Source organism: Flavobacterium sp. CR10, from assembly GCF_055814415.1.
The window spans coordinates 3,814,404-3,840,658 of the sequence record NZ_CP185985.1 but is presented as its reverse complement, the minus strand read 5'-3'; the positions used below and the strand labels follow the sequence as shown (position 1 = coordinate 3,840,658).

The 26,255-nt window shown below is 36.4% G+C and carries 17 protein-coding genes; 2 read left to right on the top strand and 15 right to left on the bottom strand.

The features are described 5' to 3' along the window. Window positions 1-75 precede the first annotated feature (75 nt). The 5 genes from ACNRYB_RS16830 to ACNRYB_RS16810 form a co-directional block, all read right to left on the bottom strand. Window positions 76-1,587 (bottom strand): glycoside hydrolase family protein, encoded by a 1,512-nt coding sequence (locus tag ACNRYB_RS16830; RefSeq protein ID WP_473727993.1) that lies wholly within the window; start codon window positions 1,585-1,587, stop codon window positions 76-78. A gap of 259 nt (window positions 1,588-1,846) precedes the next feature. After that, complete coding sequence (locus ACNRYB_RS16825; RefSeq protein ID WP_473727992.1) at window positions 1,847-4,027, bottom strand: HAD-IIB family hydrolase; 2,181 nt, start codon at window positions 4,025-4,027, stop codon at window positions 1,847-1,849. 386 nt (window positions 4,028-4,413) lie between these two features. After that, window positions 4,414-5,313, bottom strand: a complete 900-nt coding sequence (locus tag ACNRYB_RS16820) for a carbohydrate kinase family protein (protein ID WP_473727991.1) — start codon at window positions 5,311-5,313, stop codon at window positions 4,414-4,416. Between the two features lie 191 nt (window positions 5,314-5,504). Further along, window positions 5,505-6,314 carry an SDR family NAD(P)-dependent oxidoreductase gene (locus ACNRYB_RS16815; protein WP_473727990.1) on the bottom strand — a complete coding sequence of 270 codons (810 nt, stop codon included), beginning with the start codon at window positions 6,312-6,314 and terminating at the stop codon, window positions 5,505-5,507. A 70-nt stretch (window positions 6,315-6,384) separates the two neighbouring features. Further along, window positions 6,385-6,972, bottom strand: a complete 588-nt coding sequence (locus ACNRYB_RS16810) for a TetR/AcrR family transcriptional regulator (RefSeq protein ID WP_129748223.1) — start codon at window positions 6,970-6,972, stop codon at window positions 6,385-6,387. Between the two features lie 167 nt (window positions 6,973-7,139). Between ACNRYB_RS16810 and ACNRYB_RS16805 the strand changes: the two genes are divergently transcribed. Beyond that, complete coding sequence (locus tag ACNRYB_RS16805; RefSeq protein WP_129748222.1) at window positions 7,140-7,499, top strand: hypothetical protein; 360 nt, start codon at window positions 7,140-7,142, stop codon at window positions 7,497-7,499. 161 nt (window positions 7,500-7,660) lie between these two features. Next, complete coding sequence (gene aspT, locus ACNRYB_RS16800; protein WP_129748221.1) at window positions 7,661-9,343, top strand: aspartate-alanine antiporter; 1,683 nt, start codon at window positions 7,661-7,663, stop codon at window positions 9,341-9,343. Window positions 9,344-9,401: 58 nt separating this feature from the next. Here aspT and ACNRYB_RS16795 read toward each other — a convergent pair whose 3' ends face one another. The 10 genes from ACNRYB_RS16795 to ACNRYB_RS16750 all read right to left on the bottom strand — a co-directional run bounded on the left by ACNRYB_RS16795 (window position 9,402) and on the right by ACNRYB_RS16750 (window position 26,255). Further along, entirely contained in the window at window positions 9,402-9,842 is a 441-nt protein-coding gene (locus ACNRYB_RS16795; RefSeq protein ID WP_473727989.1) for a hypothetical protein, read from the bottom strand. A gap of 120 nt (window positions 9,843-9,962) precedes the next feature. Beyond that, the gene (locus tag ACNRYB_RS16790; protein ID WP_473727988.1) at window positions 9,963-10,409 is read right to left on the bottom strand and encodes a copper resistance protein CopD; all 447 of its coding nucleotides are present in this window, start codon (window positions 10,407-10,409) and stop codon (window positions 9,963-9,965) included. Window positions 10,410-10,429: 20 nt separating this feature from the next. After that, entirely contained in the window at window positions 10,430-11,146 is a 717-nt protein-coding gene (locus ACNRYB_RS16785) for an anaerobic ribonucleoside-triphosphate reductase activating protein (protein WP_473727987.1), read from the bottom strand. Then, on the bottom strand, window positions 11,103-11,267 hold the full coding sequence (gene nrdD / locus ACNRYB_RS16780; protein ID WP_129748219.1) for an anaerobic ribonucleoside-triphosphate reductase: 165 nt from the start codon (window positions 11,265-11,267) through the stop codon (window positions 11,103-11,105). Before nrdD ends, ACNRYB_RS16785 begins: the two co-directional genes overlap by 44 nt. Further along, window positions 11,248-13,371: a ribonucleoside triphosphate reductase gene (locus tag ACNRYB_RS16775; RefSeq protein WP_473727986.1), complete on the bottom strand. Its 2,124-nt coding sequence runs from the start codon at window positions 13,369-13,371 to the stop codon at window positions 11,248-11,250. The genes nrdD and ACNRYB_RS16775 overlap by 20 nt, the downstream gene beginning before the upstream one ends. A gap of 14 nt (window positions 13,372-13,385) precedes the next feature. Then, on the bottom strand, window positions 13,386-14,117 hold the full coding sequence (gene ric / locus ACNRYB_RS16770; protein WP_473727985.1) for an iron-sulfur cluster repair di-iron protein: 732 nt from the start codon (window positions 14,115-14,117) through the stop codon (window positions 13,386-13,388). 31 nt (window positions 14,118-14,148) lie between these two features. Beyond that, window positions 14,149-15,663 carry an L-aspartate oxidase gene (nadB, locus tag ACNRYB_RS16765; RefSeq protein WP_473727984.1) on the bottom strand — a complete coding sequence of 505 codons (1,515 nt, stop codon included), beginning with the start codon at window positions 15,661-15,663 and terminating at the stop codon, window positions 14,149-14,151. Window positions 15,664-15,692: 29 nt separating this feature from the next. Further along, window positions 15,693-16,625 (bottom strand): quinolinate synthase NadA, encoded by a 933-nt coding sequence (gene nadA, locus ACNRYB_RS16760; RefSeq protein ID WP_129748215.1) that lies wholly within the window; start codon window positions 16,623-16,625, stop codon window positions 15,693-15,695. Window positions 16,626-17,052: 427 nt separating this feature from the next. Further along, window positions 17,053-18,372 carry an OmpA family protein gene (locus tag ACNRYB_RS16755; RefSeq protein ID WP_473727983.1) on the bottom strand — a complete coding sequence of 440 codons (1,320 nt, stop codon included), beginning with the start codon at window positions 18,370-18,372 and terminating at the stop codon, window positions 17,053-17,055. Window positions 18,373-18,401: 29 nt separating this feature from the next. Further along, complete coding sequence (locus ACNRYB_RS16750; RefSeq protein ID WP_473727982.1) at window positions 18,402-26,255, bottom strand: T9SS type A sorting domain-containing protein; 7,854 nt, start codon at window positions 26,253-26,255, stop codon at window positions 18,402-18,404.

Sequence of the window (26,255 nt, the reverse complement as noted above, 5' to 3'; positions counted from 1 at the left end):
TTCTCTTTCGTCGAAATGACAAAAATACGCAAATCGAGACTATATACTTAAATTAAACTATTATAAGTCAATATTTTAAATTAAAGAGTTAGGCTGTAGTTCATTATCATATTTTTCAGGATCTGAAGCGGCATATTCATTTTCTGGTTCTGGAATAACATGAATTTTAGAATCGCTGATCGAAATTACAGCAGAACAGACATAAATACCAATTTTTCCTTCATTGTATTTAAAATCCAATAAAGTCAGTTTTACGATATCATTTATTGAGAGTTCATAATAATTTCCGTAGCGGATAATTTTAAAAGAAATTTGTTTTTCTTCTCCAATTTCGAACTGGTTAGTTTGAATGTTTTCGAAGATAAAATTATTCTTGACGTCTTTTTCATTAAATCCCCAAGCTCTAAACTGCACAAAACCATTCATGAAGTCAATCGAAATATAATATCCCGTTCCTTCTTTATCACATTCAATCACAAAACCTGTTTTTCCCATTCCTTCTACAGACAATGTTCCTTCCCAGACAAAATCATTAGAAGGTTTTTCGAAACCGTATATTTCATAACCGCTTCGGCATCCAAAACGCCATTTGCTTTCATTTTCTAAAACAAAATCGGCTGTTGGATTTCCTAAAATAGGCAAGGGAAGAGGAAGATCTTTTTGAAGAATGGTTTTCTTATAGAGTTTCTGCCAATAATAATAGCTCTTTAATAAAAGTCTTCCGCTTTTGTCGACATCGAGTTCTTTTGGAGGCGGAATTACTCGATGCGTGTTGACATTTCCGTCTGCGAAATAGAAATTATAAACCAGATAATGTTTTCCTTCTTTGACCACTCTTGCGGCATAATTTCCTTGAGGCATTAAAACGTTGTTGTGAAAAGCAGAATATTCACCCCTAAATTCTGAAGAAGACCAATATCGGACTTTAATATCTTCCCTGATGGATCCTAAAAGATAATGAGTTCCTTTAATCTCAAAAACACACGGACATTCTACATCATCATATACATACGGAATATGAAGCGGTTTCTGCAACACAAAACCTTCTTTTTCTCTTTTGGCAACACCAATACAGCCCCTGCGGTATGTTGGTCCAGAGGCGCTTCGGGCGCAGATTAGCAAATAATCTTCGCCTTTGTATTGGTATTTAAATGGATCTCTAAAACTAATCCATTGACGTGGATTATTGTTTGAACCTTCATAATGTGGCGCTTCACTTTTAAAAGGAAGTCCGTATAGATTTTCTTTTTTCCAAGTAATTAAATCGGGAGAAACAGCACGACCTACTTTTTGTTCAATTCCTTTATCCTGACGTTTTAAACCAGTATAATACATTTCGTAACCTTCACCATCCGATTTTTTGCTGATGTGCATTGTCCATAACATATCATCGTCCCATTCTCCTGGATCGCCTACAAATAAGGCATTTTTTACTCGTTTCCACGAAAGGCCGTCTTTTGAGACTGCATGTGCGATATAATCGTGATTGGGAATGATTAAATGAAATAAATGATGAATTCCTTTTTCATCTATAAATACATCAACATCTCCAATTTCCCAGTTGCTAAATCCTGAACCTGAATACATTTTATTATTTATTTTAAACTGTTAGTATATTTTTTTATTTTTTAAACACATAGAGATACAGCTTTTTTGTGCTGAAAAGGCGTTTCACTTTGGCTAACAAACATGGAAAGCATTTTTGTCATCTCGACGAAGGAGAGATCACACTAGAATTTCCGTTCCAATATTTGTCAATCTTTGTCGATTTACGAGTGAGATTCCTCGTTCCTCGGAATGACATACTTTGCGTTTCTGTGTGTTTAAATTTTTTAGCTCAAAGTTTTTACTTAATAATCTTATAATATTTTAAACCTTCCAAAATTCCTTCAGAAGCCGAAGTTTTGGCTACATAAATGCTTTTTGTGGTTTCATAATCTGCCAATTCCGCGCTTCGATTCCCAACAATAATTCCTTTTATAGGACCTCTAAACATATCGACATCATTTCCTGAATCTCCAGCGGCAATTACATTGCTTAACGGAATAGACCATTTTCGGCATAAAAACTTAATTGCATTTCCTTTTGATGCTCTTTTGGGAATAAAGTCCAAAAACTGTCCGTGACTCGGAATAATATTGACTTTATACCATCCTGTTCCTAAAACAGTAATCAGTTCATCATGATTGTACTGTTCTTTCTCATAATAATAAGAGATTTTATACGGATTCTGAGCTTCTTCTTCCTGCAGTTTGATCCATTTAATGGCTTTAAGTTTATTGACAATTTCTTCTCTTTTCCATCTTCCAGAAAGGAATTTTGCCCAACCTTTGTCCAAAATATAATCCTTTCCGTTGGTGTAATAGATTTCAGTTCCGACAGAACAGATTATAAAGTCGGGTAGAGGAAATTCTTCTTCATCAATTACCTTTTTTACTAATGCTAAATTTCGTCCAGAAGCCATTGCAAAAGCCATTTTATCGGTGCGATTGATCAAATGTGCTTTTAATTCTTTCAAACCCGGATTTGCCAATTTGGGTTCAATCAATGTTCCGTCAATATCGGAAACCAATAAATGATCGATTTTTCTTTTTAATCGGCTGATGTTGATATTGGGATAATGCTGTTTTTTGATCCCAGCTCCAGATGAAAGGGAAAGATTTTCTTTAACCAATTCTACATAATGATTGACGTGGCTAATCCAGCTATAGTGTTTCTGAATGTTGATGGCTCCATTATTCGAATAATATTTCCATTGATTTTCATCGGTTAAAATATTACGAAGTGCTTTTTTAATCTGACTTTCTTCTTGCGGATTGACTAATTCTCCGTTCTGGCAAACTGGAATAATTTCTGAAGGCCCGCCGTTTTTTGTCACCACAACAGGAAGCCCTGAACTAGCCGATTCTATAACGGTTAAACCGAAATTTTCATGCAAAGCTAAATTGACAAAAACACCTCTTTTTTCTGCTGCATATCTATAAATGATAGAAACTTCATTTTCCACATCATGCTTTTTCGGTATAGCCATTTTTCCGTACAAATCGTATTTGTCCATTAAAAGAAGCAAATCGGTCAGAACATTTTTCTCCGATTCTGGCATTTTAGCAATGTCTTTTCGAATACCAGCAAAAATGACCAGATTGGCAATGCTTTGCAGTTCTTTGTCTTTTCCGTAAACTTCAATTAGAGTATTCAAGTTTTTATGGCGGTCAGGTCTCGAAAGTGCCAGAATAATAGGTTTATGCGGATTGGTAAGGAATTTAGAAATGGATTCAGCAACCCAATATTTTCGCTGTGCTTCTTCCATATGTTTGTCAGAATCGTTTTCCTGATAGTAATAAGGAACAAATTTTCGGGTATCGATTCCTGGAGAAATGGCGTGGTATTTTCCTAATTCGAAGTTTTTATAGGCTTTGTAGGTTTCAATTTCTTGTTCTGTAGAAGTAACGATAAATTCTGCGAGTTCTAAGGTTCTCTCTTCTGCAGAAATTCGGGCTTTAAACTTGAATTTTTTCTCCAATTCTTCTTCAGTTTCACCGCTTTCAATTAGTTTTTTCTTTTTATAAAAACCTAATGAATGTCCCGTATGAGCAAAAGGAATATTTAAAACTGCTGATAATTCGGCTGCAGCGTATCCCGCATCTGCATAATGGGAGTGGATCCAATCGGGGAAAATATTGTGCTGTTTGATGTGCTGCATCGCGCCATTTACAAAAAGATCAAGACCTTCCCAAAGCTGTTCTTTAGCTTTGTATTTTTTTCCCAGAAACGGAATTCTTCTTATATCCAATTTATCATTGATAATTTCGACAGGTACCGCGTATTCGGGCGAAAGTGCAGGATCGTCTATTAATCGGGTAAAAAGATGAACGTGTTCTACATCTTCATGCTGCGATAAAAATTCGGCTAATTCGTATATGTATTTGGTTTGGCCTCCATTGTCGGCATCTCGTCCGATTTCTAAACCAGAACCTTTCAAAAGTCCGTGAATATTGATAAGTGAAATTCGTAATTTTTTCATCATTCTTCCTTAAATTATTTGGATTCACAAGGTACTGCGCCCATATAGATTAGGAAGAAATAATTTCATTTAAAATTTACATAGTTCCCATGTTTGAATGGAGAAGGTAATGATTTAAGTATAAAAAGGAGATTGTATCAAAAAGATGGCTTGTTGAACGGAATTTTTATAAATTTTATTTTACAGTAAAACCCCAGCGGGGTAAAATATTTATAGAATTACAATGAAGAATAAAAGAAAGCTCCAGCGGAGCGACATATTTAAGGGTAAAATATGTCGCTCCGCTGGAGCTTTATGTTGTAGCCATTTATCCCTTGCTATAAATATTTAGCTTCTCTGAAGCTTACAAACAAAGATTTATCCTTTATGTAGCGTATTTTTATTTTCTTTTAATTTTTATTAATTAAATTCTCAATATCAAATATTGAAATTTTAGGATTTCCGCCAACTGATCCAGCAACTAAAGCACCAGTTGCGCACGCAAAATTTAGAGCTGCTTGCGGTTCTTTTCCGTTTAAAAGAGAAGTGACCAAAGCGCCTAAAAAAGAATCTCCTGCACCGACAGTATCCTCAACTTTTACGGTATAACCTTCATTTTCATAAAGATGTTTATCCCACAATAATAAAGCGCCATCTTTTCCTCTTGTCACGCAAATCGCTGTAGCATTGCTGAGAGAACAGATAAAATTCATGTTTTCTTCTAAAGTTTTATAAGGCGAATTGAAAGCGGCACTGATTTCCATAATTTCTTCATCATTAAATTTGATGAAATTAGCAGACTGCATTAAATGCTGTAGGATTTCGTAATTATAATGCGGTTTTCGAAGGTTCACATCAAAAACTTTATAAGTATGAGTTTTAAGCAATTCGTCCAATGCTTCTCGAGAAACTTCATCTCTGCAGACCAAACTTCCGTAAATTAAAACATCTGAATTTACTACTAATTCTCTCGCTTCTTCGTTAAGAATAATTTTGTCCCAAGCAGAAGGATAAAGAATTTCGTAAGTAGCCGATTTGCTTTCGTCTAACGTTACGTTTACCAATCCTGTTGGAAAGTGATCAGATTTTAAAATAGTATTGGTATCCAATCCTAATTTATTGACTTCGATTATAATTGCTTCCCCATCTTCATCATTTCCTACGCAGCTAATCATATTTGAATCAACGCCAAGAGCTTTCATTCGAAGTGCTACATTTAAAGGCGCTCCGCCAATTTTCTTTTGATCGCCAAAAATATCCCAAAGTACTTCTCCGAAAGCGACAGCTTTTAGTTTTTTGTCGTTACTCATTTTAATTTTTTCTTGTTTTTAGAACATTATATCAGATGCTTAGTGTTTCATCAGATTTTATAAAAATAAAAAACAATAACGGCTTTTGCAACCTGTTTTTTGTCTAAAATGGATTGATTATTTGATTTAGTATAACTAAGAAAGGCAATCGTATATGATTGCCTTTCTTAATTTTAAAAAATGAAAATGAATTATCCATGCGCTTCAACTGAAACATCGTTCCATTTTTCCCAGCTTTCTAATCTTTGATCGTAGCTTTGTTTTACGAACGGAAATGCCACTTTTCCAAGTAATAAACGTAAAGGAGGATTTTCGTTTTCTACCAAGTTTACAACCGCTGGAGCTGTTGCTTCAACTTTACCGAATATGTTTTCTCTTTCAGATAAAGCTTTTTTGATTTCGTCATAATACGGTAAACTTTTGCTGGTAATTCCAGTATGCCAGATGTTAGATTCATAACCGTTTGGTTCTAATAAAGTAACATTGATTCCAAATTGTTTTACTTCAGATGCTAAAGTTTCGCTTAAACCTTCAATAGCAAACTTAGAAGCGCTATAAAGTCCCATTCCTGTTGGTAAAGTTGCCAATCCTAAAATAGACGATACCTGAATAATGTGACCGCTTTTTTGCTCTCTCATTATCGGAATAACAGCTTGTGTCAACCATAAAGTTCCGAAGAAATTGGTTTCAAATTGTTCTCTAGCTTCTTGTTCGTTTGCTTCTTCTACGGCACCTGTAAGCGCATAACCTGCATTGTTGATCAAAACATCAATTGTTCCAAAATATTGTTTTACTTTCTTAACCACTTCTAGAGATTCCTCACGAATGTTGACATCTAGTTTTAATGGCAAAATTTTACTTGCGTACTTTTCTTTTAGATCGTTTAAAGTATCAAGATTTCTTGCTGTTGCAGCAACGTTGTATCCTTTAGCTAAAAAAGCTTCTGTCCAAGCTCTTCCAAATCCTTTTGAAGCTCCTGTAATTAAAATTGTTTTTGACATGGTATTTGTTTTTTATTATTAATACTAAAATTTAAACATGACCAATCGGTCATTTTTATAATAAAAAAAATTATATCAATTTTTCAGATATAATTTTTTTAAGCGTTTTTTCTATTGTTTTCATATTATCGTTATTGCCAGACACTCGAGACATTAAATGTCCTCCTTCAAGCATAGCAAAAAGGGCAGTGGCAAATTCTGATGAGTTCCAGTCAGGCGTAAATTCTTTGTCAGCGATTCCTTTTTCTATAATCGAAGTTAAAAGAGACTGACCTCGCTTGATAGCATTGTTAACTTTCTCTTTTACAATTGGATTGGTATCGTCAGATTCTGTTCCAAAGTTTAACAAAGGACATCCTCCAATTACTGGCGGATTGATCGGATTACTAAAAAACTCGATATAAGCAAAAAGTTGCTCTTTGGCACTTTTTCCGTCTCTAAGTGCCGTTTCTAGTTTAGTGCTTAATATTTTCATGTTATGATCTACAGCTGCGCAGGCCAAAACATCTTTGTTTTCAAAATGAACATACATACTTCCTTTAGACAATTTAGTCGCTTCCATAATATCGCTCATAGAAGTAGCTGCAATTCCTTTTGTGTTAAAAATAGGAGCGGCTTTTTCTATAATAAATTGTCTGGTTTCTTCACCTTTTGTCATGATAGATTGTATTTAACGATGCAAATATATGACCGATTGGTCATATATGCAAATTTTAGTTGATTTTTTTAATTTTAAATACAGAAATGTTTCGAAACGTATCATAAATAAGAAATTCATATGTCTATATTTGTTTGAAGTAAAGACTCATAATTTAAAGATAAATAATGAAGAAATTCGAATTGTACTGGAGAGATCTTAATATCGGATCGATTGTTAAAACGTATTTTGATATGAGAGATTTTGGAGTAATCACCTATAAGTTCAATTATTTAGCTGAGCTTCCTGAAAATAAACATCTTGCAGATTTTATTAAACATTCTATATTGGAAAGTATTCTTATAGAAGAAGGAGATGAGGAAGCTAATGATAAGATGGCTGAAATAGCAGAAAGAGAATTTCTTGATTTAATTAATACAACAGATTGGTACCTTATCAATGAGAAAGGAGAGAAAAAAATAATTCTTTGTCCGATGTTTCATGAAGATGATGGAATAACTTGGATGCTGGATTCGGATTATTTTTAATTTTGTTTTAGTCGCTTGCTGTAGAAAGTGTCTAGTTATTTACATTTATCAACGTTATTTTTCTGTTTATATAATGTGATTTAAAATAATTGCTTTTAAATAATTGAAATATAGTTAGTTACTTGTGTTTTTTGATTAAATTTATCTAAAAAAAATGCAATATGGTAACAGCTATACTTAGAGAACATCCTGAACTGGCACTTTTTTTATGCTTGGCTCTTGGATTCTTAATCGGGCGCATTAAAATTGGAACATTTAAAATTGGTGTAGTATTAGGAACCTTATTCGCTGGTGTTCTAATTGGTCAGCTGGATATTGAAATTCCCGGTATTGTAAAAACCATTTTCTTTGATTTTTTCCTGTTTTCAACGGGATATAAAGTTGGGCCTCAATTTTTTCAAGGTTTTAAAAAGAATGCATTTCCGCAATTGTTGCTCACTTTGGTAATATGTTTGGCTTGCTTGTTAGTGGCATATTCTGTTTCTGTTTTTTTAGGTTATGATGTAGGAACAGCAGCAGGATTATTAGCAGGAGCGTTTTCTGAATCAACTGTAATTGGTACTGCTTCAGATGCTATAAGCCATTTAAATCTTGATGATGCAGAAAAAACTAGATTAATTAACAATATTCCGGTAGCCTATTCTGTAACTTATTTGGTGGGAGCAACATCTTTTGTCTTTTTTCTGACCGCAATTGCTCCAAAATTGCTTGGTATTGATTTAGTTAAAGAAAGTGAACAACTGGCTGAAATCATCTCAGGAGAAACTGAACAGGAATACGGTCCAGGAATGAAAAGCGCTTATCAGAGGTGGATTATTCGGGCATATAGAATTACCAATGAGAAATGGATTGGAATTAGTATAAGCGAGTTTGAGAGATTAATATCCAACAAGAACATTGTTATTCAGAGAATACGCCATAAAGATCAATTGCTAGATCCAAAACCAGACACCATAATTCATAAAGATGATGTAATGGTAATTATGGGACAGCATGGAATCATTTTGGACAGCCTCTTTTCTGTTGGGCCAGAAGTTTTGGATGAAGAATTGTTGAATTTCCCTCTAGCACATTTAGATGTTACAATCACCAATAAAGCAATTGAAGGCATGACAGTAAAGTCTCTTCGAAAAAGTAGTTTTTATCATGGATTAATGCTAAATAAAATAACTAGAGAAAACCATGAAATACCGCTTGAATCTAAGACGGTTTTAAATAGAGGCGACATTTTGAATCTTTCAGGCAGACCAGCAAAACTAGAAGAAGCAGCAAAAGAAATAGGTTATCTGGATCGTTTAAGTCCAGAGACTGATATTATTTTTGTTGGTTTGGGTATTGTACTTGGTGGACTATTGGGCTTGCTTTCGGTTACATTATTTGGAGTTTCAATAACTTTAACAACAAGCGGCGGTGCATTGGTAATGGGACTCATTTTTGGCTGGCTGCATTCAAGAACACCTGTTTTTGGCAGAATTCCAGAGCCCGCCTTGTGGATATTTGACAACGTAGGTCTTGCAGCATTTATTGGACTTGTTGGTCTTGCTGCGGGTCCAAGTTTTATTTCTGGTCTTAAAGAAACCGGTTTTGGCATTTTGCTTGCCGGCGTGGCTGTTGCTTTAATTCCTCATATCATCGGACTGTATTTTGGAAGGTATATATTAAAAATAAACCCGATAATCTTACTTGGCGCACAAACCGGCGCAGGTACCTCAACAATTGGATTAAAAGCAGTTCAAGATGCATCAGGAAGCAAGTTTCCAGTTTTAGGCTACACTATTCCTTACGCATTAGCTAATATATTATTGACTGCTTTTGGGCCAATACTTGTCGGTATGATGTCTTAATTGCAATGAATTAAATGTGGTAATGTGTCAATTTTGTGGTTTTCCTATTTATCATTTTTTAATCCAGACAATCATAGAAACCGTTTTCAATCTTTTCTTTTACTTTCTTTACGAGCTTACGGTAGTATCTGCTATTTTGTCTAGCGGCTTTTTTGCTTTGAAAATAAATCAGATCATCCAATATAACTGTATCTAGGTTAATTTTATAACAGTTTTTATTTGTAATTAAAATCTTTTTGGTTTTAATAAACGGCCCGCTAATCATTAACGTATCACCTTCTTTTGCTTCAACTTCAAATTTACCGTCATTGTCGGTGACTATTTTTATTTTTGTTCCGATTATTTCAATTGGAACTTCAGATACAGGTAAAGGAATACTTGAAAAATAGGAATTATCAAAAATAAATCCATGTATTAATCTGGTTTTTGCCACTGGCTGCTGTCCAAACGATAAAATGCTCAAATGGCAGAATAATATACATATAATAATTTTATTCATAAACTTATCGAAGTTTACTTGAAATGTTTGAAATCTTGCTTTTGCGTTCGTGCAATTTTGAAAAGTTAATTTGCCGATATAAATATAGAGCCTTTAAAATTAAAAAAGGTTGGAAAATTTTTAAATCCCACCATAACGCAATGTTGATCCTAAAACCAGCATTGCAACACCAATTGAAGTAACAGTTAAAATAATTGCAGCCATTTTGTTGATATTATTTGGTCTAAGTTTTGGAATAATGAAAAATTGTGCACACACGGCACAAAAGAAAGTACAGAAAAGAAAAATTAATTTCATTGAAACTACTTTTTCAAATCCGCTTGAAAAATGAAACCAGGTTTCTGCTGTTATGCCAAAATCATATGCCATCCAGATTCCAGTTATAATGAGTAAAGCGAGAGAAGACATTCCGAGTTTTTCATACTTTTTTTCGAAATTTAAAATAATCTGCGGATCTTTTTTCTTCAATGCTGTTGGAAGGTAGCAAATAGCTAAAAGCAAATGACCGCCAACCCAGATTGTAGCAGCCAAAAGATGAAGTATTAATACAAAATGATGTAAAGTCATAACAAGTTCATTTTGAGTTATTAATCTCTAAAAATAACTTTTATTTTTGGAGTAGAGAAGTTTTTAAGTTGGATCTCTTTAGTCGAATGGTCTAGCTTTGAAAGTGTTGGCACATTATTTATAAAGTGTTGCACATAATAATTTCCTTCAAAATTTTGACTTTCAAGATATTTGATCATTTCAATAAAATCACTTTCTGTAATTAAAGAAGAATGAAAAGTAGTACGAACTTCAAACGGAATATTCGATTGAATCAAAAGCTTTAAGCTTTCTTCAAATTCAGAAAATAAGCCTGACTGCGTTAGGTGTTTAAAGGTATGAGGAAGACTTTTATAATCTAACGCGACGTAATCAATTAATTGACCACGAATCAGGCTATTCAATATTTTTGGACTGGAACCGTTGGTATCAATTTTAACCGCAAATCCCATTGTTTTGATTTCTTTTATAAAATCAATTATATTTTTGTGCAAAGTGCATTCGCCACCGCTTAAAACCACTCCGTCTAATAATCCTTTACGAGTTTTAAGGAACGAAAGAACTGAATCAAAATCAATCTTTCCTTTTCCTAAAACAATATCTGGATTGTAGCAGTATAAACACCGCATGTTACAGCCCGCAAACCACACAATGCAGGCTGTTTTATGCGGATAGTCTAATAAAGTAAAAGGTGTGAGGCTAAATATTCCTTTATTAGATAATAGTTTCTTCGAAATGTGTACGCTGTTGGTGTTCACCTTTTTTTCCAATATTAAAACTTTCTACAGGTCTGTGATACCCCATTACACGGGTGTAAACCAAACATTTGCTTCTTTGAGATTTGTTTTCTTCTAGAACTTTAAGTGTTTTCGTTTTCATAAGCCAAGTGTCTTTGATTGTTTTTATTGAGTAAAATTTCATCGCATTTTGGACAATATTCATGTTCGCCGTCTAAGTAACCATGAATAGGGCAGATGCTGAAAATTGGTGTTACGGTTATATAGGGCAATTTAAAGCAGGTTAGAACTTTTTTTACGAAGTTTTTACAGGCTTCTGGACTGCTTATTTTTTCTCTCATATAAAGATGCAAAACTGTACCGCCAGTATATTTGCATTGTAATTCATCTTGAAGCAATAGCGCTTCAAAAGGATCGTCAGTATAATCGACAGGAATTTGTGAACTATTTGTATAGTATATGTTTTCATTTTGTCCTGCTTGCAGAATCTCTGGAAAACGCTTTTTGTCTTCTTTTGCAAAACGATACGTTGTTCCTTCTGCCGGAGTTGCTTCGAGATTGTAAAGGTTTCCAGTTTCTTCCTGAAATTCTTTCATTCGCAGTCGAATATGATCTAGAATTTCGGTTGCAAAATGTATTCCCGAAGTGTCGGTTATATTTTGTTTTCCTTCAGAAAAATTTAGTACCATTTCATTCATTCCGTTTACGCCAATTGTAGAAAAGTGATTTCTAAAATGTTTCAAATAGCGCTGTGTGTACGGATAAAGTCCGCGGTTATACATTTGCTGAATAAAGATTCTTTTCTTTTCTAAAGTCGATTTAGCTATTTGGAGTAATTCATCCAAATGTTCAAACAAAGTAATGATGTTTCCTTTATGAAGATATCCAAGGCGCGCCATATTGATGGTTACTACGCCAATGCTTCCCGTCATTTCGGCACTTCCAAAAAGACCGTTTCCTCGTTTTAATAATTCTCTTAAATCGAGCTGTAATCGGCAGCACATACTGCGTACAGCATTTGGTTTGTAGGCGTCAGGGTTTTCAGTGCGGTTTCCTTTTTCATCCAGAAGATATTGACTTCCAATAAAATTCTGGAAATAAGACGAACCAATTTTAGCGGTGTTTTCAAAAAGCAAATCGACATTTTCTCCATTCCAATCAAAATCTTCTGTAATGTTTACTGTCGGAATCGGGAATGTAAACGGTTGTCCGTTTGCGTCTCCTTCAGTCATAATGGTATAATATGCCTTATTGATAAGATTCATTTCTTTTTGAAAATCAGCATATTTTAAATCTATCAATTTTGAAACGCCTCTTTTTTTAGCTTCTTCAATCAGATTTTCATCAGTAACTTTTAGAAATAAGTGCTCATCATTTCGGGTCGGAATCTGTTCTTTTAAATCTTCGGGTACATTCCAATCTAAAGTGATGTTTGTAAAAGGCGATTGTCCCCAACGTGCAGGCACATTTAAATTGTAAACAAAACTTCTAATTCCTTTTAGCACTTCTTCATAAGAAAGCTGATCTTTAAAAACATAAGGAGCCAAATAGGTGTCAAAAGAACTGAAAGCTTGAGCGCCTGCCCATTCGCTTTGCAGAATTCCCAGAAAATTTGCCATTTGACCTAATGCTTCTCTAAAATGAGAAGGAGGTCTGCTCTCGACACGGCCACGCACACCGTTAAAACCTTCATTTAACAGCACACGCAAGCTCCAACCAGCGCAGTATCCGGTAAGACAATCCAAATCATGGATGTGTATGTCGCCATTCCTGTGAGCAGAACCTTCTTCTTTATTATATATTTTATCTAACCAGTAATTGGCGATTACTTTTCCCGCGGTATTACTGACTAGTCCCGCGTTTGAATACGAAATATTCGCATTTGCATTAATTCGCCAATCTGACTGGTTGATGTATTCTTCAACAGTTTGCGTATTGTCTATATAAGTAGTGTCGTCGTTTAAACCATTAATATGTTCTCGCTGTAATTTTCTCGTATGGCGATAAATTATAAACGAACGCATGGTTTGGAAATATCCATTCTCAAAAAGCACTCTTTCTATAATATCCTGAATTTCTTCTACAGGCCACGAGTATTTTGCCTCAAGACCAGAAAGAACGATTTTGAAAATTCTTTTGTCTACAGGCTGGCTAACGCTCTGAAAGGCTTTTTGAATGGCATCCTGAATTTTATAAGCTTCAAAAGGCTTATAATCTCCGTTGCGTTTGATTACATATTTTTCCATGGTTCTGATTTTATTTAAGACACTTTTTCAAATGTTTTTTCAAGCTCAATGGCTTTTGGAAACAGAATATTGTTTTCCAGATGAATATGCTTCTTTAAATCTTTGTCAAATTCTTCCAGCATGAGAAAAGCTACTTTATAAGTGTTGCATGAGTCAATAGGCGGTGTATAATTATTGGTTAAAGCTGCAATTCTCTTAAAACGTTGTCCTTCTGTAACATGATCGTCTTTTAAGGTTACAATTGGAGCTTCAATAGATAAAAAAGGCGGTGTTTCCAGTTCTGTACCTTTACTGTGTGCGGCATTCATTTTTTTAATAAAAGGAAAAACAACCAACTCTTCTCTTTTCATATGAGCCGTGAGATCCAAATACGTTTTTGAAAAAATAGTATGAATTTCATGAAGCTCTGGATGAATCGCACCGTGAACACCGCACAATTTATTTAAGTATTCCAAAATAGTAGGAGACTTTTCAGCAACATACCTATGATGGGTTTTGGTTATATAATCTGCAATCATGTCTGCTGTCCAATTTTTATAATCAAAAGACTGGTTGGCAGAACTGCTTCTTGCTTTTTCAATATGTTCAATAAGAACGCTTTCTTCAATATCTCTTTTTTTGCAAACTTCTTCGATTGTACGATGGCCTTTGCAACAGAAATCAATATGAAATTTTGTAAAAACTGCTGCTGTTTTGAAATCGTCAGCAACGATTTCACCAATAGTGGTTTTGCTTGTTAGTTTCATAATGGTAGGGGTGTATAGATTAATTTGGGTTTCAGCATATTTTTTGATCTTTAGCAGCTTTGCATTGTTTAACGATAAGCAAAGAAGCAGCAATCATATTTGAAAATTCGATAAACGGAATCGTAATTTCATGTGTTTCTGTAAGCGAAACAGCATAATTATTAAGCTCTTTTATTTTTTCAAAAGTCAAATCGGCGTCTCGTTCTTCACTAGTGTAAAATGAAGTGACCAATTTTTGCAATTCCTTTTTAAGTACTTCAAAAGCTAGATAATCATCGACATTATGCGCCTTTGGAAATTTCGGAATCAATATTTTGGATGAATAAATAAATTCTGCAATAGTTCTATCCACATTTTCTGAAGCCTGATGTGCAAATACCAAAGCCTCAAGAAGTGAGTTTGATGCTAAACGGTTTTTACCATGAAGTCCTGTTCTCGCGCATTCCCCAATTGCGTAAAGATTTTTTATTGTGGTAACTCCATTTTGATCTACTTTAATCCCGCCACATTGATAATGTGCAGCAGGAACAACAGGAATTAAATCTTTCTCAGGATAGATTCCCAATTCGTTGCAATGCGCTGTGATAACAGGAAATTGATTTGCAAAAGCTTTAGGATCAAGATGTCTGCAGTCTAAATAAACATGATTTTTTCCACTCAATTGTAGCTCTTTACTAATAGCATTAGAAACCATGTCTCGTGTAGACAATTCGCCCCTGATATCATATTTAAATAAAAATCTTTTTCCCTCTTCATTTACAATATGAGCTCCAAAACCTCTAACAGCTTCTGAAATTAAAAACAGCTGATTTTCTTTTCCTGTATACAAAGCCGTTGGATGAAACTGAATGTACTGCATATCGACAATTTCTGCGCCAGCTCTCGCCGCAATTGCCAATCCGTCTCCGGTTGCTATTTTCGGATTTGTTGTGTTTTCAAAAAGCTGTCCGCATCCGCCTGTGCTTAAAACAATGGTTCTAGCTCTAATATATTTTATTCGATTGTGTTTTTTTTCAAAGAAAAAAGCTCCGGTACAAGTTGTTTTAGCTTTTTTTGTTTCGGTATTTAAGTCAATGACCATATGATTTTCTAGGAGTTCAATATTGGGCATTTTCTTGATCATTTTGAGCAGTTTCTGCTCGATTTCCTGTCCGGAGCTATCTTTATGATGTAATATTCTATGTTGTGAATGTCCGCCTTCTAGACCTAAATCCCATTGGCCTTTTTCATTTTTGTCAAAAGAAGCTCCTATTTCAATTAATTCCTGAAGTCTTTCCGGAGCTTGTTTAATAACCATATTAACGACTTCTTTATCGCATAAACCACCTCCAGAACGAAGCGTATCATGTATATGTTTATTGAAACTGTCTTTTATAAGGTCTGTCACCACTGCAATACCGCCTTGAGCCAGTCTTGTATTGGTGTTTTTGGCTGTTTCTTTCGTCATTATAACAATGGATAGATCTGGGCGTTTTTTTGCCGTTTTCATAGCAAAAAATAATCCCGAAATACCAGAACCGATGATCAATATATCTGTTTTAAGCATGTTATTTTGATTTAGAGTTATTGCATTTTTTATGATAGTTCAAGCATCCTTTCGATAGGCTTAAGTGCTTCTGTTCTCAGTTTTTCTGAAACCTGCATTTCTGGTCTTTCATTTTTAAGGCACAAATACAGTTTTTCGAGTGTATTCATTTTCATATAAGCACATTCGCTACAAGCACAGCTGTTGTCATCTGTGGTAGGAGCCGGAATCAGCGTTTTATCAGGTACAGCTTTCGTAAGCTCATGCAGGATACCGGCTTCTGTGGCCACAATGAAAACGGCAGTAGGATCCGTTTTAATGAAATTAATAATTCCCGAAGTTGAGCCAATGTAATGTGCTGCTTTTAAAATATGGTCTTCAGATTCAGGGTGTGCTGCAATTTTTGCAGTCGGATTTTTGTTATATATCTCTATTAATTTGTCTAATGAAAAGGCTTCATGCACAACACAAGAGCCTTTCCACAAGACCAGTTCGCGTTTGGTTTCTTTTTGAAGATATCTGCCCAAGTTTTCGTCTGGAGCAAATATGATTTTTTGTTCTGCCGGTATCGATTCGATTATCTTTTTGGCATTTGCCGACGTACAGACTAAATCGCTCATAGCTTTTATTTGTGCAGAACAATTGATGTAAGTGACTACAATATGATCTGGATACTGATCTTTGAATAATTTGAAATCTTCAGGTGGACAGCCATCGGCCAAGGAACAGCCCGCATTCCAATCAGGCAATACTACTTTTTTATTTGGGTTTAAAATTTTTGCCGTTTCTGCCATAAAATGAACTCCTGCAAAAACAATGATATCAGCATTGGTATTTTGTGCTTTTTTAGCCAATTCGAGACTATCACCAATGAAATCTGCTATTTCCTGAATATCCTCATCTTGATAATAATGAGCCAGGATAACGGCATTTTTTTCTTTTTTCAATCGGATTATCTCCTGTACTAAAAAGTTCTTGTCCATCTTAATTCTTGAATTTTCTACTACGTCGCTTTATGAAAGCTAATGGTGTTGTCTTTTAAACCTGCTTTAAAATATATTTAAATACATAATTTTAATAGGGTAAATATATTATCATCATTTTTTTCAAAACATGATTCTAATCATACTGTTTTATATTTGTTTGTATATGTTAACCTTGAGAATTGAATCTTAATTGAAAGTGAAAGTGAGATTTATAAAGATGTTTGGAAATATTAAGAATCATAATTTCCAGTATATAAATGAAAAGTATTTTTTACAAATCTTGAAGGTAAAGCTTAGATTAAGTCTAGAAAATATACAGTTGTTTTCGGGCTTATTAGCTGATTTGAATTGCTATAAAAAAGAAAAAGCATGAAAAAGAGACGAACTCTTTTATCATGCTTTTTACAATTGTAATTTAAAAAAATTATTTTGCGTCTATCAGAGTAAGTGAAACTCTTCTGTTTTGGGGTTTATTTTCTGCTGGAGTATTTGGAACTAAAGGTTCGCTTTCTCCTTTTGAGAATAAATGCATACGGTTAGACTCTATTCCTTTGTTCTGTAAATAATCTGAAACTGCCTGAGCTCTTTTCATTCCAATTTCAAGATTGCGTTTTTCAGTTCCTATATCACAAGTATATCCAGTAATATTCAGATCTGTGTCTTTGTTTGATTTTAGAATTTTAGCAATTTCATCCAATCTTGTTGCCAATTCTGGAGTTACGCTAGTATTTCCAACTTCTTGGAATGCAAGAGGCTGTTTTTCAATATAGTTTCTTTCCTCTGAAGTCAGTTCTTTTTTAGCAGGAACTGCTTCTACAACTTTTTGCTGTACAGGAATCTCTTTCTGAACAGGAGCCGTTTCTGTTTGAGTAAAAGTTTCTTCTTTTGCCTTTACGGGTTCTGATTTGTCTTTAGCTAATGAAAAACCTAATTTTAATTGAACACCAGCAGATAGATAACGGCTTTCCTGAACGATTCTGCTATTTCCAATTGTACCGTTTGCCTGAATATTGTCAAGTCCGTTCGGATTGTAAGCCACAATATTGGTATTTGGAGTTTCTTTTGCCAAATCTGTTAAACCGTAATCAACGTATAAACCTGTATAAAGCTTTGTTTTTTCTGCTAGTTTGAATGTTAGACCAGTTTCAAAACTTAACATAAAAGCAGGATCTAAGCTTACAGTTGTTTTATCCTGCCAATTGGTTACTTTTCCGAATCCGTGAGATGGTAAATCGTCAACCAAAAGATTCACATCTGGATAATAGCCGCTCAGCTGTAACTCAGAAGCTGAAGCTTTTACAGTTTGTTTTCCTGGGAACATAATTTTTCCTCCGAATCCAAAGTACAATTGTGTCTGAGATGCAATTGATGTTCTGTATTGCATCATTAGCGGAATCGCGAAACCAATAAAATGCTGCTCTTCTTTGTAGTTTGTAGGAGTGACCCGATACTCAAATGCAGAAGTTTGGTCATCCACTTCATAGGTTGAAATTGTCGTTCCGTTATTTAATTCAAAACTATTTTGATTATAAGTAACATCAACACCTGTCGAAATTCCCCAGTGATTGCTGAAGAAGTAGGTGTATCCAACACCTATTCCTCCGCCAAACTTTAGTTTACCGTCTCCGATATTGCTATCGTATAGAATTCCAGACGGACCGCCGTTAATTTTAAAATTAATTTCCTGTGCTTTTATCGTGACGCTAAACAGTGTTAGTATAGCTATGGTGGCTTTAATTTTCATTGCTTGTAATTTTAAATTAAATCTCATTTTTATTTAACCAATAAGTTGATTGTTTTTAACTGACCGTCAGCCAGTTTAAGAACAACAATGTATAAGGCTGTCTGTGATGGAGCGATAATTTGATTTTTTGGTTTTACATTTGAAATAGTCTGAACTAATTTCCCTGCAATGTCATAAATAACCACCTCAGATCCATTTAATTGAGATTCGCTAAAATCACACTCTAAAGTAAACTCGGCATTAGGCTTAACTGGGTTCGGATAAATTTTGATTTTCTTGGTGAAAACCGTTCCAGTAGTTTCAATTGGACAAGATTTGATAGAATTTCCGTTTTTGTCTTTTGCAATTACATGATAAGTACCATTTAAAGGCTGAATTTCGCTATAATACTGACGAGTTGCACCAGAAATAGCAGCTCCGTTTTTATACCATTGCCAAGCGACAAAATTATTTGATTTATTATCAAAGAATAGAACGTTTGCCCATTGCTGAATAACAAGTCCAGATTGGCTTATTTCAATTGGTTTAACAACGGCTGTGGCAGCATTATGATTCTGATCTCCAATTTGAGTTGCAGTAATGGTTGAGTTTCCTGATCCTGTAATGTTTAAAGTTGATCCAGAAATTGTTCCCAATGCCGCATTTGCTATTGTATAAGAAACTGGCAGGCCGCTGTCTGTTGTAGCAGTTAAAGTTACATTGTTTGAATCTGCGCATCCAAATTCTAAAGTTTGATTCCAAGTAATTGTTTGGTTGGCTTTAGTAATTTCAAATTCTGCACCAGTAAAAGTAATTATGTAATCTGCACCAGCATTAATTGTTCCTAATTTAATGTTGTATTTTCCAACATTTTCTCCCGCATCTCTTGTAAGCAGACCGCTAAGTATGGAGTTTGTATCTCCGTTAGCAAAACCTAAAGCTGTGTAATTGAATACAGGATCGGCTGTACCATATACTTTGGTATGTCCTGTTGCTGCAGTTATAGTAAGAGTATATTTTTGTGTTGTAAAACTTATTTCGTTTCCATAATTAATAAAACCGTTACTGTTTATAGCATAAGTTCTAACGTAATAGGTTCTGTTTCCTCTAAGACCTGTTAAAGAGTTTGTAAATGTTCCTAATGCAGCAGTAACATTGATTTTTGTATCAGCTGTAGTAGGATTGGCATGTTGAGCATATACAAAACCTACTTCTGTCAAGCAAGATCCACTGTCAGTGTTTATTCCGTCAGAAGATGCTGTACCAGATAATGAAGCAGTTGTTGTAGTTATTCCAGATACCACCGCCGTATTTAAATTGACTGGATTAGCAGGCTGAATTACTTCAACAGTTGCAGTAGCTGTACAAGAATTATCATCTGTAACAGTTACAGTGTAAGTTCCTGCTGCAAGACCAGTTGCAATTGCGGCATTTCCTCCAGATGGAGCCCAAGAGTAAGTATAAGCTCCTGTACCGCCTGTTACGCTTACTGTAGCCGATCCGTTATTTCCGTTATGGCAAGATACAGCTATAGGAGTTGCAGTTAAGGTTAAAGCATCTGGCTCTGTAATTGTGATGGTATTTGTTGTAGAACATGAATTTTCATCTGTAACCGTTACGGTATATATTCCTGCTGTAAGGCCGGTTGCAGTTGCTGCACTTCCGCCAGACGGAGACCAAGAGTAAGTATAAGCTCCAGTTCCTCCAGTTGCAACTACAGATGCTGTACCATTATTGCCTCCGTTGCAAGACACATTAGTATGTGTGTCAGTTGCTGAAAGTGTTGTCGGTTCTGTAATTTGTACAGACTCTGTTACAAAACATCCGTTTTCATCAGTTACAGTTACAGTATAAGTATTTGGACTTAATCCAGTCGCTGTTGCGGCAGTTCCTCCAGATGGTGACCAAGAATAGGTATAAGATCCGGTTCCTCCTATAGGAGTTACAGTAGCTGTTCCGTTATTTGCCTGATAGCATAAAACGTCTGTTTTAGCTACCGTTGCTGTAAGAACAGGAGGTTCAGTAATAGTTACGCTTGCCGTAGTTTGACATAGGTTGGCATCTTTGACAGTAACTGTATATGTTCCTGCTGGTAAACCAGAAGCAGTTGCGGCAGTTCCTCCAGAAGGAGACCAAGAGTATGTATAAGTTCCTGTTCCTCCAGTAACATTTACTGTTGCAGATCCGTTAGAACCTCCATTACAAGAAACATCAGTTTGAGAAATTGTTGCAATAAGTGCATCAGGTTCTTTAATTTGCACCGTTTCTGTTATAGAACATCCATTAGAATCGGCAATTGTAACAGAATATGTATTCGGACTTAATCCCGTCGCTGTTGCTGCTGTTCCTCCAGATGGTGACCAAGAATAGGTATAAGTTCCAGTTCCTCCAGAAGGAGCTACTGTAGCTGTTCCATTATTTGCGTGATTGCATAAAACATCCGTTTTTGATATTGTTGCTGTAAGCGCGTCAGGTTCTGTAATTTGTACAGACTCTGTTACAAAGCAGCCATTTTCATCGGTTACAGTTACTGTGTAAGTGTTTGGACTTAATCCAGTCGCTGTTGCTGTATTTCCTCCAAATGGAGACCAAGAGTATGTGTAAGTTCCAGTTCCTCCGGAAGGAGTTACAGTAGCTGTTCCGTTGCTAGCCTGATGGCATAAAACATCTGTTTTTGCTATTGTTGCTGTAAGGACTGGTGGTTCAGCAATAGTAACACTAGCTGTTGTTTCGCATAAGTTAGCATCTTTTATTGTAACCGTATAGTTTCCAGCAGTAAGGCCAGTGGCAGTTGCATTAGTTCCTCCAGCTGGTGACCAAGAATAAGTGTAAGTTCCAGTTCCCCCAGTGACATTTACTGTTGCAGATCCGTTAGAACCTCCATTACAAGAAACATCTGTTTGATATGTTGTCGCAGTAAGTGCATCAGGCTGAATTACTTCAACAGTTGCAGTAGCTGTACAAGAATTATCATCTGTAACAGTTACAGTGTAAGTTCCTGCTGCAAGACCAGTTGCAATTGCGGCATTTCCTCCAGATGGAGCCCAAGAGTAAGTATAAGCTCCTGTACCGCCTGTTACGCTTACTGTAGCCGATCCGTTATTTCCGTTATGGCAAGATACTGTTGTCGGAGTTGCAGTTAAGGTTAAAGCATCTGGTTCTGTAATTGTGATGGTATTTGTTGTAGAACATGAATTTTCATCTGTAACCGTTACGGTATATATTCCTGCTGTAAGGCCTGTTGCAGTTGCTGCACTTCCGCCAGACGGAGCCCAAGAATAAGTATAAGCTCCAGTTCCTCCAGTTGCAACTACAGATGCTGTACCGTTATTGCCTCCGTTGCAAGACACATTAGTATGTGTGTCAGTTGCTGAAAGTGCTGTCGGTTCTGTAATTTGTACAGACTCTGCTACAAAACATCCGTTTTCATCAGTTACAGTTACAGTATAAGTATTTGGACTTAATCCAGTCGCTGTTGCGGCAGTTCCTCCAGATGGTGACCAAGAATAGGTATAAGATCCGGTTCCTCCTGTAGGAGTTACAGTAGCAGTTCCGTTATTTGCCTGATAGCATAAAACGTCTGTTTTAGCTACCGTTGCTGTAAGAACAGGAGGTTCCGTAATAGTTACGCTTGCCGTAGTTTGACATAGGTTGGCATCTTTGACAGTAACTGTATATGTTCCTGCCGGTAAACCAGAAGCAGTTGCGGCAGTTCCCCCAGAAGGAGACCAAGAGTATGTATAAGTTCCTGTTCCTCCAGTAACATTTACTGTTGCAGATCCGTTAGAACCTCCATTACAAGAAACATCAGTTTGAGAAATTGTTGCAATAAGTGCATCAGGTTCTGTTATGGTAACACTTTGTGTTTTAGTGCAAGAGTTAGCATCTTTTACTGTTACGGTGTAAGTTCCTGCTTTAAGACCAGTTGCAGTAGCTGTTGTTTGAGCAGGTGTTGTATCCCATGAATAGGTATAGCCGCCAGTTCCTCCAATTACAGAAACAGTTGCAGAACCATTGTTTCCGCCATTGCAGCTAACATTTGTTTTAGCGCCTGGTGTTATTACAATAGCTGATGGCTCAGTGATTGTAAAGTTTTTTATAATAGAGCATCCATTGCTAGCAGTGATTGTTACAGAATAGTTTCCTGCAATAAGGTTGTTTGCAGTGTCAGAAGAACCTCCAGAAGGAGACCAACTATAAGTAAACGGTCCAGCGGCTCCTGAAGGAATAACTGAAGCAGAACCAGTGTTGGATCCATTGCATAGCACATTAACTTGATAAGTAGCAGCTACTAGTGTATTAGTTGTATTGATGATAAAGTTTTTAGTGACTGTACATCCATTTCCATCTGTAATGAGGCAGCTGTAATTGCCTGCTGCCAAGTTGGTAATATTTTGCGTGGTAGCACCTCCTGGTGTCCATAAATAACTATAATTACCAACACCGCCAAATGGTATTACAGAAGCATCTCCACCCGCAGAACAAGTTGCATTTGTCTGCGAGGTAGTAGCGCCTAAAACTGAAGGTTGACCTATAACAAATGTTTTGGTAATGGAACAGCCATTTGCATCCGTAATTACGCATGTGTATGTGTCGGCAGTAAGCCCAGTAGCTGTGGCTGCAGTTCCTCCAGATGGCGACCATAAGTAGGTATAATTTCCAGCCCCACCTGATGCTGTAACTGTAGCAGTTCCTGTTGCTCCGCCATTACATAAAACTTCTGTTTGAGATTGTGTTGCGTTTAAAACTGTAGGTTGTGTAATGGTAAAAGTATGTGACTCTTGGCAATTATTCTCATCAATTACAGTTATAGTATAAATACCAGCCATAAGACCACTTATTGATGTGCTATGGGCTCCAGTACTCCAGTTATAAGTGTAAGCACCAGTACCACCTGTAACAGTTACAGAAGCTGAGCCATTCGATCCTCCGTTGCAAGAAACATCGTTTTGGCTAGGGGTTATTGTAAGTGCAGGAGGCTGACTTACAAGAATATCACTAATAGTTTTAGTACAAGAATTGCTATCGGTAATGGTAACAGAGTATGTACCTGCCGTAAGTCCAGATCTGTTTTGTGATGTTACTCCACCAGTCCAGCTATAGGTGTAGGGAGAAACACCTCCTGTAACGGTAAGACCAATAGAACCGTTTGCCCCTCCATAACAAGAAACATCATTGACTGATACATTTCCTGAAAGTGCTGAAGGTTGCGTAACTGCAATATTGTTGAAAGTTTTACTGCACGAGCTATTATCAGTAATTGTAACTGAATAAGTGCCAGCTGTAAGTCCTGTTCTGTCCTCACTTGTTACTCCGTCATTCCATAAGAAAGTATAAGGTCCAACACCTCCAGATGGCGTAATGTTTATTGCTCCTGTTGCTGCACCATTACAAGCTATGTGTGTTATGGCAGTTGTGGTGGCAATAGTTGCAGGTTGTGATACTTGTATGCCAGATATTGTTTTAGTGCAACCATGATTGTCAGTAATAGTAACTGAATAAGTGCCTGCTGCAAGTCCTGTTCTATCTTCAGTAGTTACTCCGCCACCCCAGTCAAATGTATAAGGTGCCGTACCGCCAGTTGGCGTAAGGTTTATGGCTCCTGTATTGCTGCCATTACAAAGTATAGGAGTTACAGTTACTGTGCCATCAAGGGGTGCAGCAGGTTGACCTACTGCAATATTGCTTATTGTTGCCGTACAGCCATTGGCATCCGTAATAGTAACGGCATAAGTGCCTGCAATAAGTCCAGTTCTATCTTCGGTAGATGCGCCACCTACCCAGTTGAAAGTATAAGGGCTAACACCCCCCGTAGGAGTTAGGTTAATGGCACCATTAGATCCTCCAAAACATGAAGCATCAGTTACGACTGTAGTGCCTCCAAGAGCAGATGGCTGATTGATTGTAAAACTAGGTAATGTTTTTGAGCATGAATTAGAATCAGTTATGGTCACGGTATAAGTACCTGCTGTAAGTCCTGTTCTGTCTTCTGTAGTTGGTCCATCGCTCCATGCAATAGTATATGGACCCACACCTCCGCTAGGAGTAAGGTTTATAGCTCCTGTATTTCCTCCAAAACAAGCAATATGAGTAGGAACTATAGAACCAGAAATTGGAGAAGGTTGAGTTACCTCAATGCTGTTTATAGTTGCTGAACAACTTTTAGAATCTGTAATTGTAACTGAATATGTGCCAGCTGTAATTCCTGTTCTGTCCTCACTTGTTACTCCGTCATTCCATAAGAAAGTATAAGGTCCAGTACCTCCAGTTGGAGTAAGATTTATAGCTCCAGTATTTGCTCCATTACACAATACATTAGTTATAACTGTTGTTCCGCTTACCGCCGCTGCAGGCTGGACAACCGCAATATTACTTACGACCACGCTACAATTGTTAGAATCGGTAATAGTAACAGAATAAGAGCCAGCAGCAAGATTTGTTCTATCCTGTGTTGTTATTCCGCCTCCCCAGTTATAGGTATAAGATCCGCTGCCTCCTGTAGGAGTAAGATCTATAGTTCCGTTATTTCCTCCAAAGCAAGATACATTAGTAACAGTATATGGCCCTTGTATAGCCGAGTCTTGTCCTATAGTAAAAGTTTTGGATGTCATAGTTCCTTCGCTATCTGTTATATTAACCGAATAATTAGAAGGCATTAAACCTGTTATTGTTGCTGCAGTCGAACCAGTAGACCATGCATAAGTGTAAGGAGCTTTTCCTCCTGAAGGAGTTACTGTCGCGGTTCCGTTATTAACGCCATTGCAAGCATTTTTTTGTGACTGTGTAGCAGATAAGGGGGCATTAGTCATAAATGATGCAGGAGTGCCATAAGCGGTTCCAGCCGAATTCGAGGCATAAGCTCTATAATGTATAGTAGTACCCGATGGAAGAAAAGTCGCATTTACAGTAAAGGAGCCAGTACCTATACTTGCTGACAAATTTGTTACATTCGAATCGCCGATAACAGGATTTGGCATAAGAGACCAGACAATACCTCTGCTTAGTACTGTGTCACCACCGTCAGTGTTTGAACCTTTTAACTCGGCAGTTAAAGCCCCGTAGTTTGTTACAGGAGCAGTGGTGGTTACTGTTGGAACTGATGTACAAGTCACACTTGGAGTATAATTGCTAGGTAAAATTCCTTGAGTAGTCCCAGGAGGAACAGAAGTTGCAGATGTGAAAGTCCAATTCGCATAGTTATTAATACTAGCTCTTAAAACAGCCGAAGTACCAACTAAAGTTCCTGTATATTTTGCGAAATACTGACTTTCTTCATTAGTCCCAGGAAATAAGGCAACACAATTTACTCCGTTAGTTAATCCTGGTGGTATGATACTTTCAGCACCTCCAAGACCAATTTTTTTTTCGGGGTCATTCCAATGCGTTGTAGGATCATAATTGGCAGAATTGAAATCGCCATGAATACCTGCTAAAAAAGTAATCGTTGCTGCCGAAACTGCAGGTCTTACAGTATTGTCAGCACTTTGATAAGCTAACATTTGATCGCCTGCAGATAGGTTAAAACTGTAACCAGCACCATCTGGATTAAGTACAAAGTCACTTGCTTGGCCCCCAGTTACAGTAAAGGTTTGAGCGCTAGTTTCTATAACAGAAATAATTTTTCCGCAAGTCACCCCAGGAGGTATTGTCCATTTGATGTGCGGCTCGCCACTACCGATCCAAGTAGATTTGTCGGAATTATCTTCATAGAGACCTTCTTCGGTAAAGTAAACAATTTCTCCTGCTGGTAAATTTTTTAGGGCAATAAAACTAAACCCATCTTGACCTCCAGTATCAAAACCAATAAAAGCGATATCACCTGGCCCTAAAGTCTGTCCTTTTATATTTTGATGTAAACCAAAGACGCAAAAGAACGTTAAAAATAAAAGTAATTTTTTTTTCAT

What these genes read in the sequence shown, in the direction of transcription:
- ACNRYB_RS16805 (WP_129748222.1), top strand. Translation starts at nt 7,140, where the DNA reads ATGAAGAAATTCGAATTGTACTGGAGAGATCTTAATATCGGATCGATT.
- ric (WP_473727985.1), bottom strand. Translation starts at nt 14,117, where the DNA reads ATGAAACTAACAAGCAAAACCACTATTGGTGAAATCGTTGCTGACGAT.
- ACNRYB_RS16830 (WP_473727993.1), bottom strand. Translation starts at nt 1,587, where the DNA reads ATGTATTCAGGTTCAGGATTTAGCAACTGGGAAATTGGAGATGTTGAT.
- ACNRYB_RS16820 (WP_473727991.1), bottom strand. Translation starts at nt 5,313, where the DNA reads ATGAGTAACGACAAAAAACTAAAAGCTGTCGCTTTCGGAGAAGTACTT.
- ACNRYB_RS16815 (WP_473727990.1), bottom strand. Translation starts at nt 6,314, where the DNA reads ATGTCAAAAACAATTTTAATTACAGGAGCTTCAAAAGGATTTGGAAGA.
- nrdD (WP_129748219.1), bottom strand. Translation starts at nt 11,267, where the DNA reads ATGAAAACGAAAACACTTAAAGTTCTAGAAGAAAACAAATCTCAAAGA.
- ACNRYB_RS16755 (WP_473727983.1), bottom strand. Translation starts at nt 18,372, where the DNA reads ATGAAAATTAAAGCCACCATAGCTATACTAACACTGTTTAGCGTCACG.
- nadA (WP_129748215.1), bottom strand. Translation starts at nt 16,625, where the DNA reads ATGGACAAGAACTTTTTAGTACAGGAGATAATCCGATTGAAAAAAGAA.
- ACNRYB_RS16810 (WP_129748223.1), bottom strand. Translation starts at nt 6,972, where the DNA reads ATGACAAAAGGTGAAGAAACCAGACAATTTATTATAGAAAAAGCCGCT.
- ACNRYB_RS16825 (WP_473727992.1), bottom strand. Translation starts at nt 4,027, where the DNA reads ATGATGAAAAAATTACGAATTTCACTTATCAATATTCACGGACTTTTG.
- ACNRYB_RS16795 (WP_473727989.1), bottom strand. Translation starts at nt 9,842, where the DNA reads ATGAATAAAATTATTATATGTATATTATTCTGCCATTTGAGCATTTTA.
- ACNRYB_RS16775 (WP_473727986.1), bottom strand. Translation starts at nt 13,371, where the DNA reads ATGGAAAAATATGTAATCAAACGCAACGGAGATTATAAGCCTTTTGAA.
- ACNRYB_RS16750 (WP_473727982.1), bottom strand. Translation starts at nt 26,255, where the DNA reads ATGAAAAAAAAATTACTTTTATTTTTAACGTTCTTTTGCGTCTTTGGT.
- nadB (WP_473727984.1), bottom strand. Translation starts at nt 15,663, where the DNA reads ATGCTTAAAACAGATATATTGATCATCGGTTCTGGTATTTCGGGATTA.
- aspT (WP_129748221.1), top strand. Translation starts at nt 7,661, where the DNA reads ATGGTAACAGCTATACTTAGAGAACATCCTGAACTGGCACTTTTTTTA.
- ACNRYB_RS16790 (WP_473727988.1), bottom strand. Translation starts at nt 10,409, where the DNA reads ATGACTTTACATCATTTTGTATTAATACTTCATCTTTTGGCTGCTACA.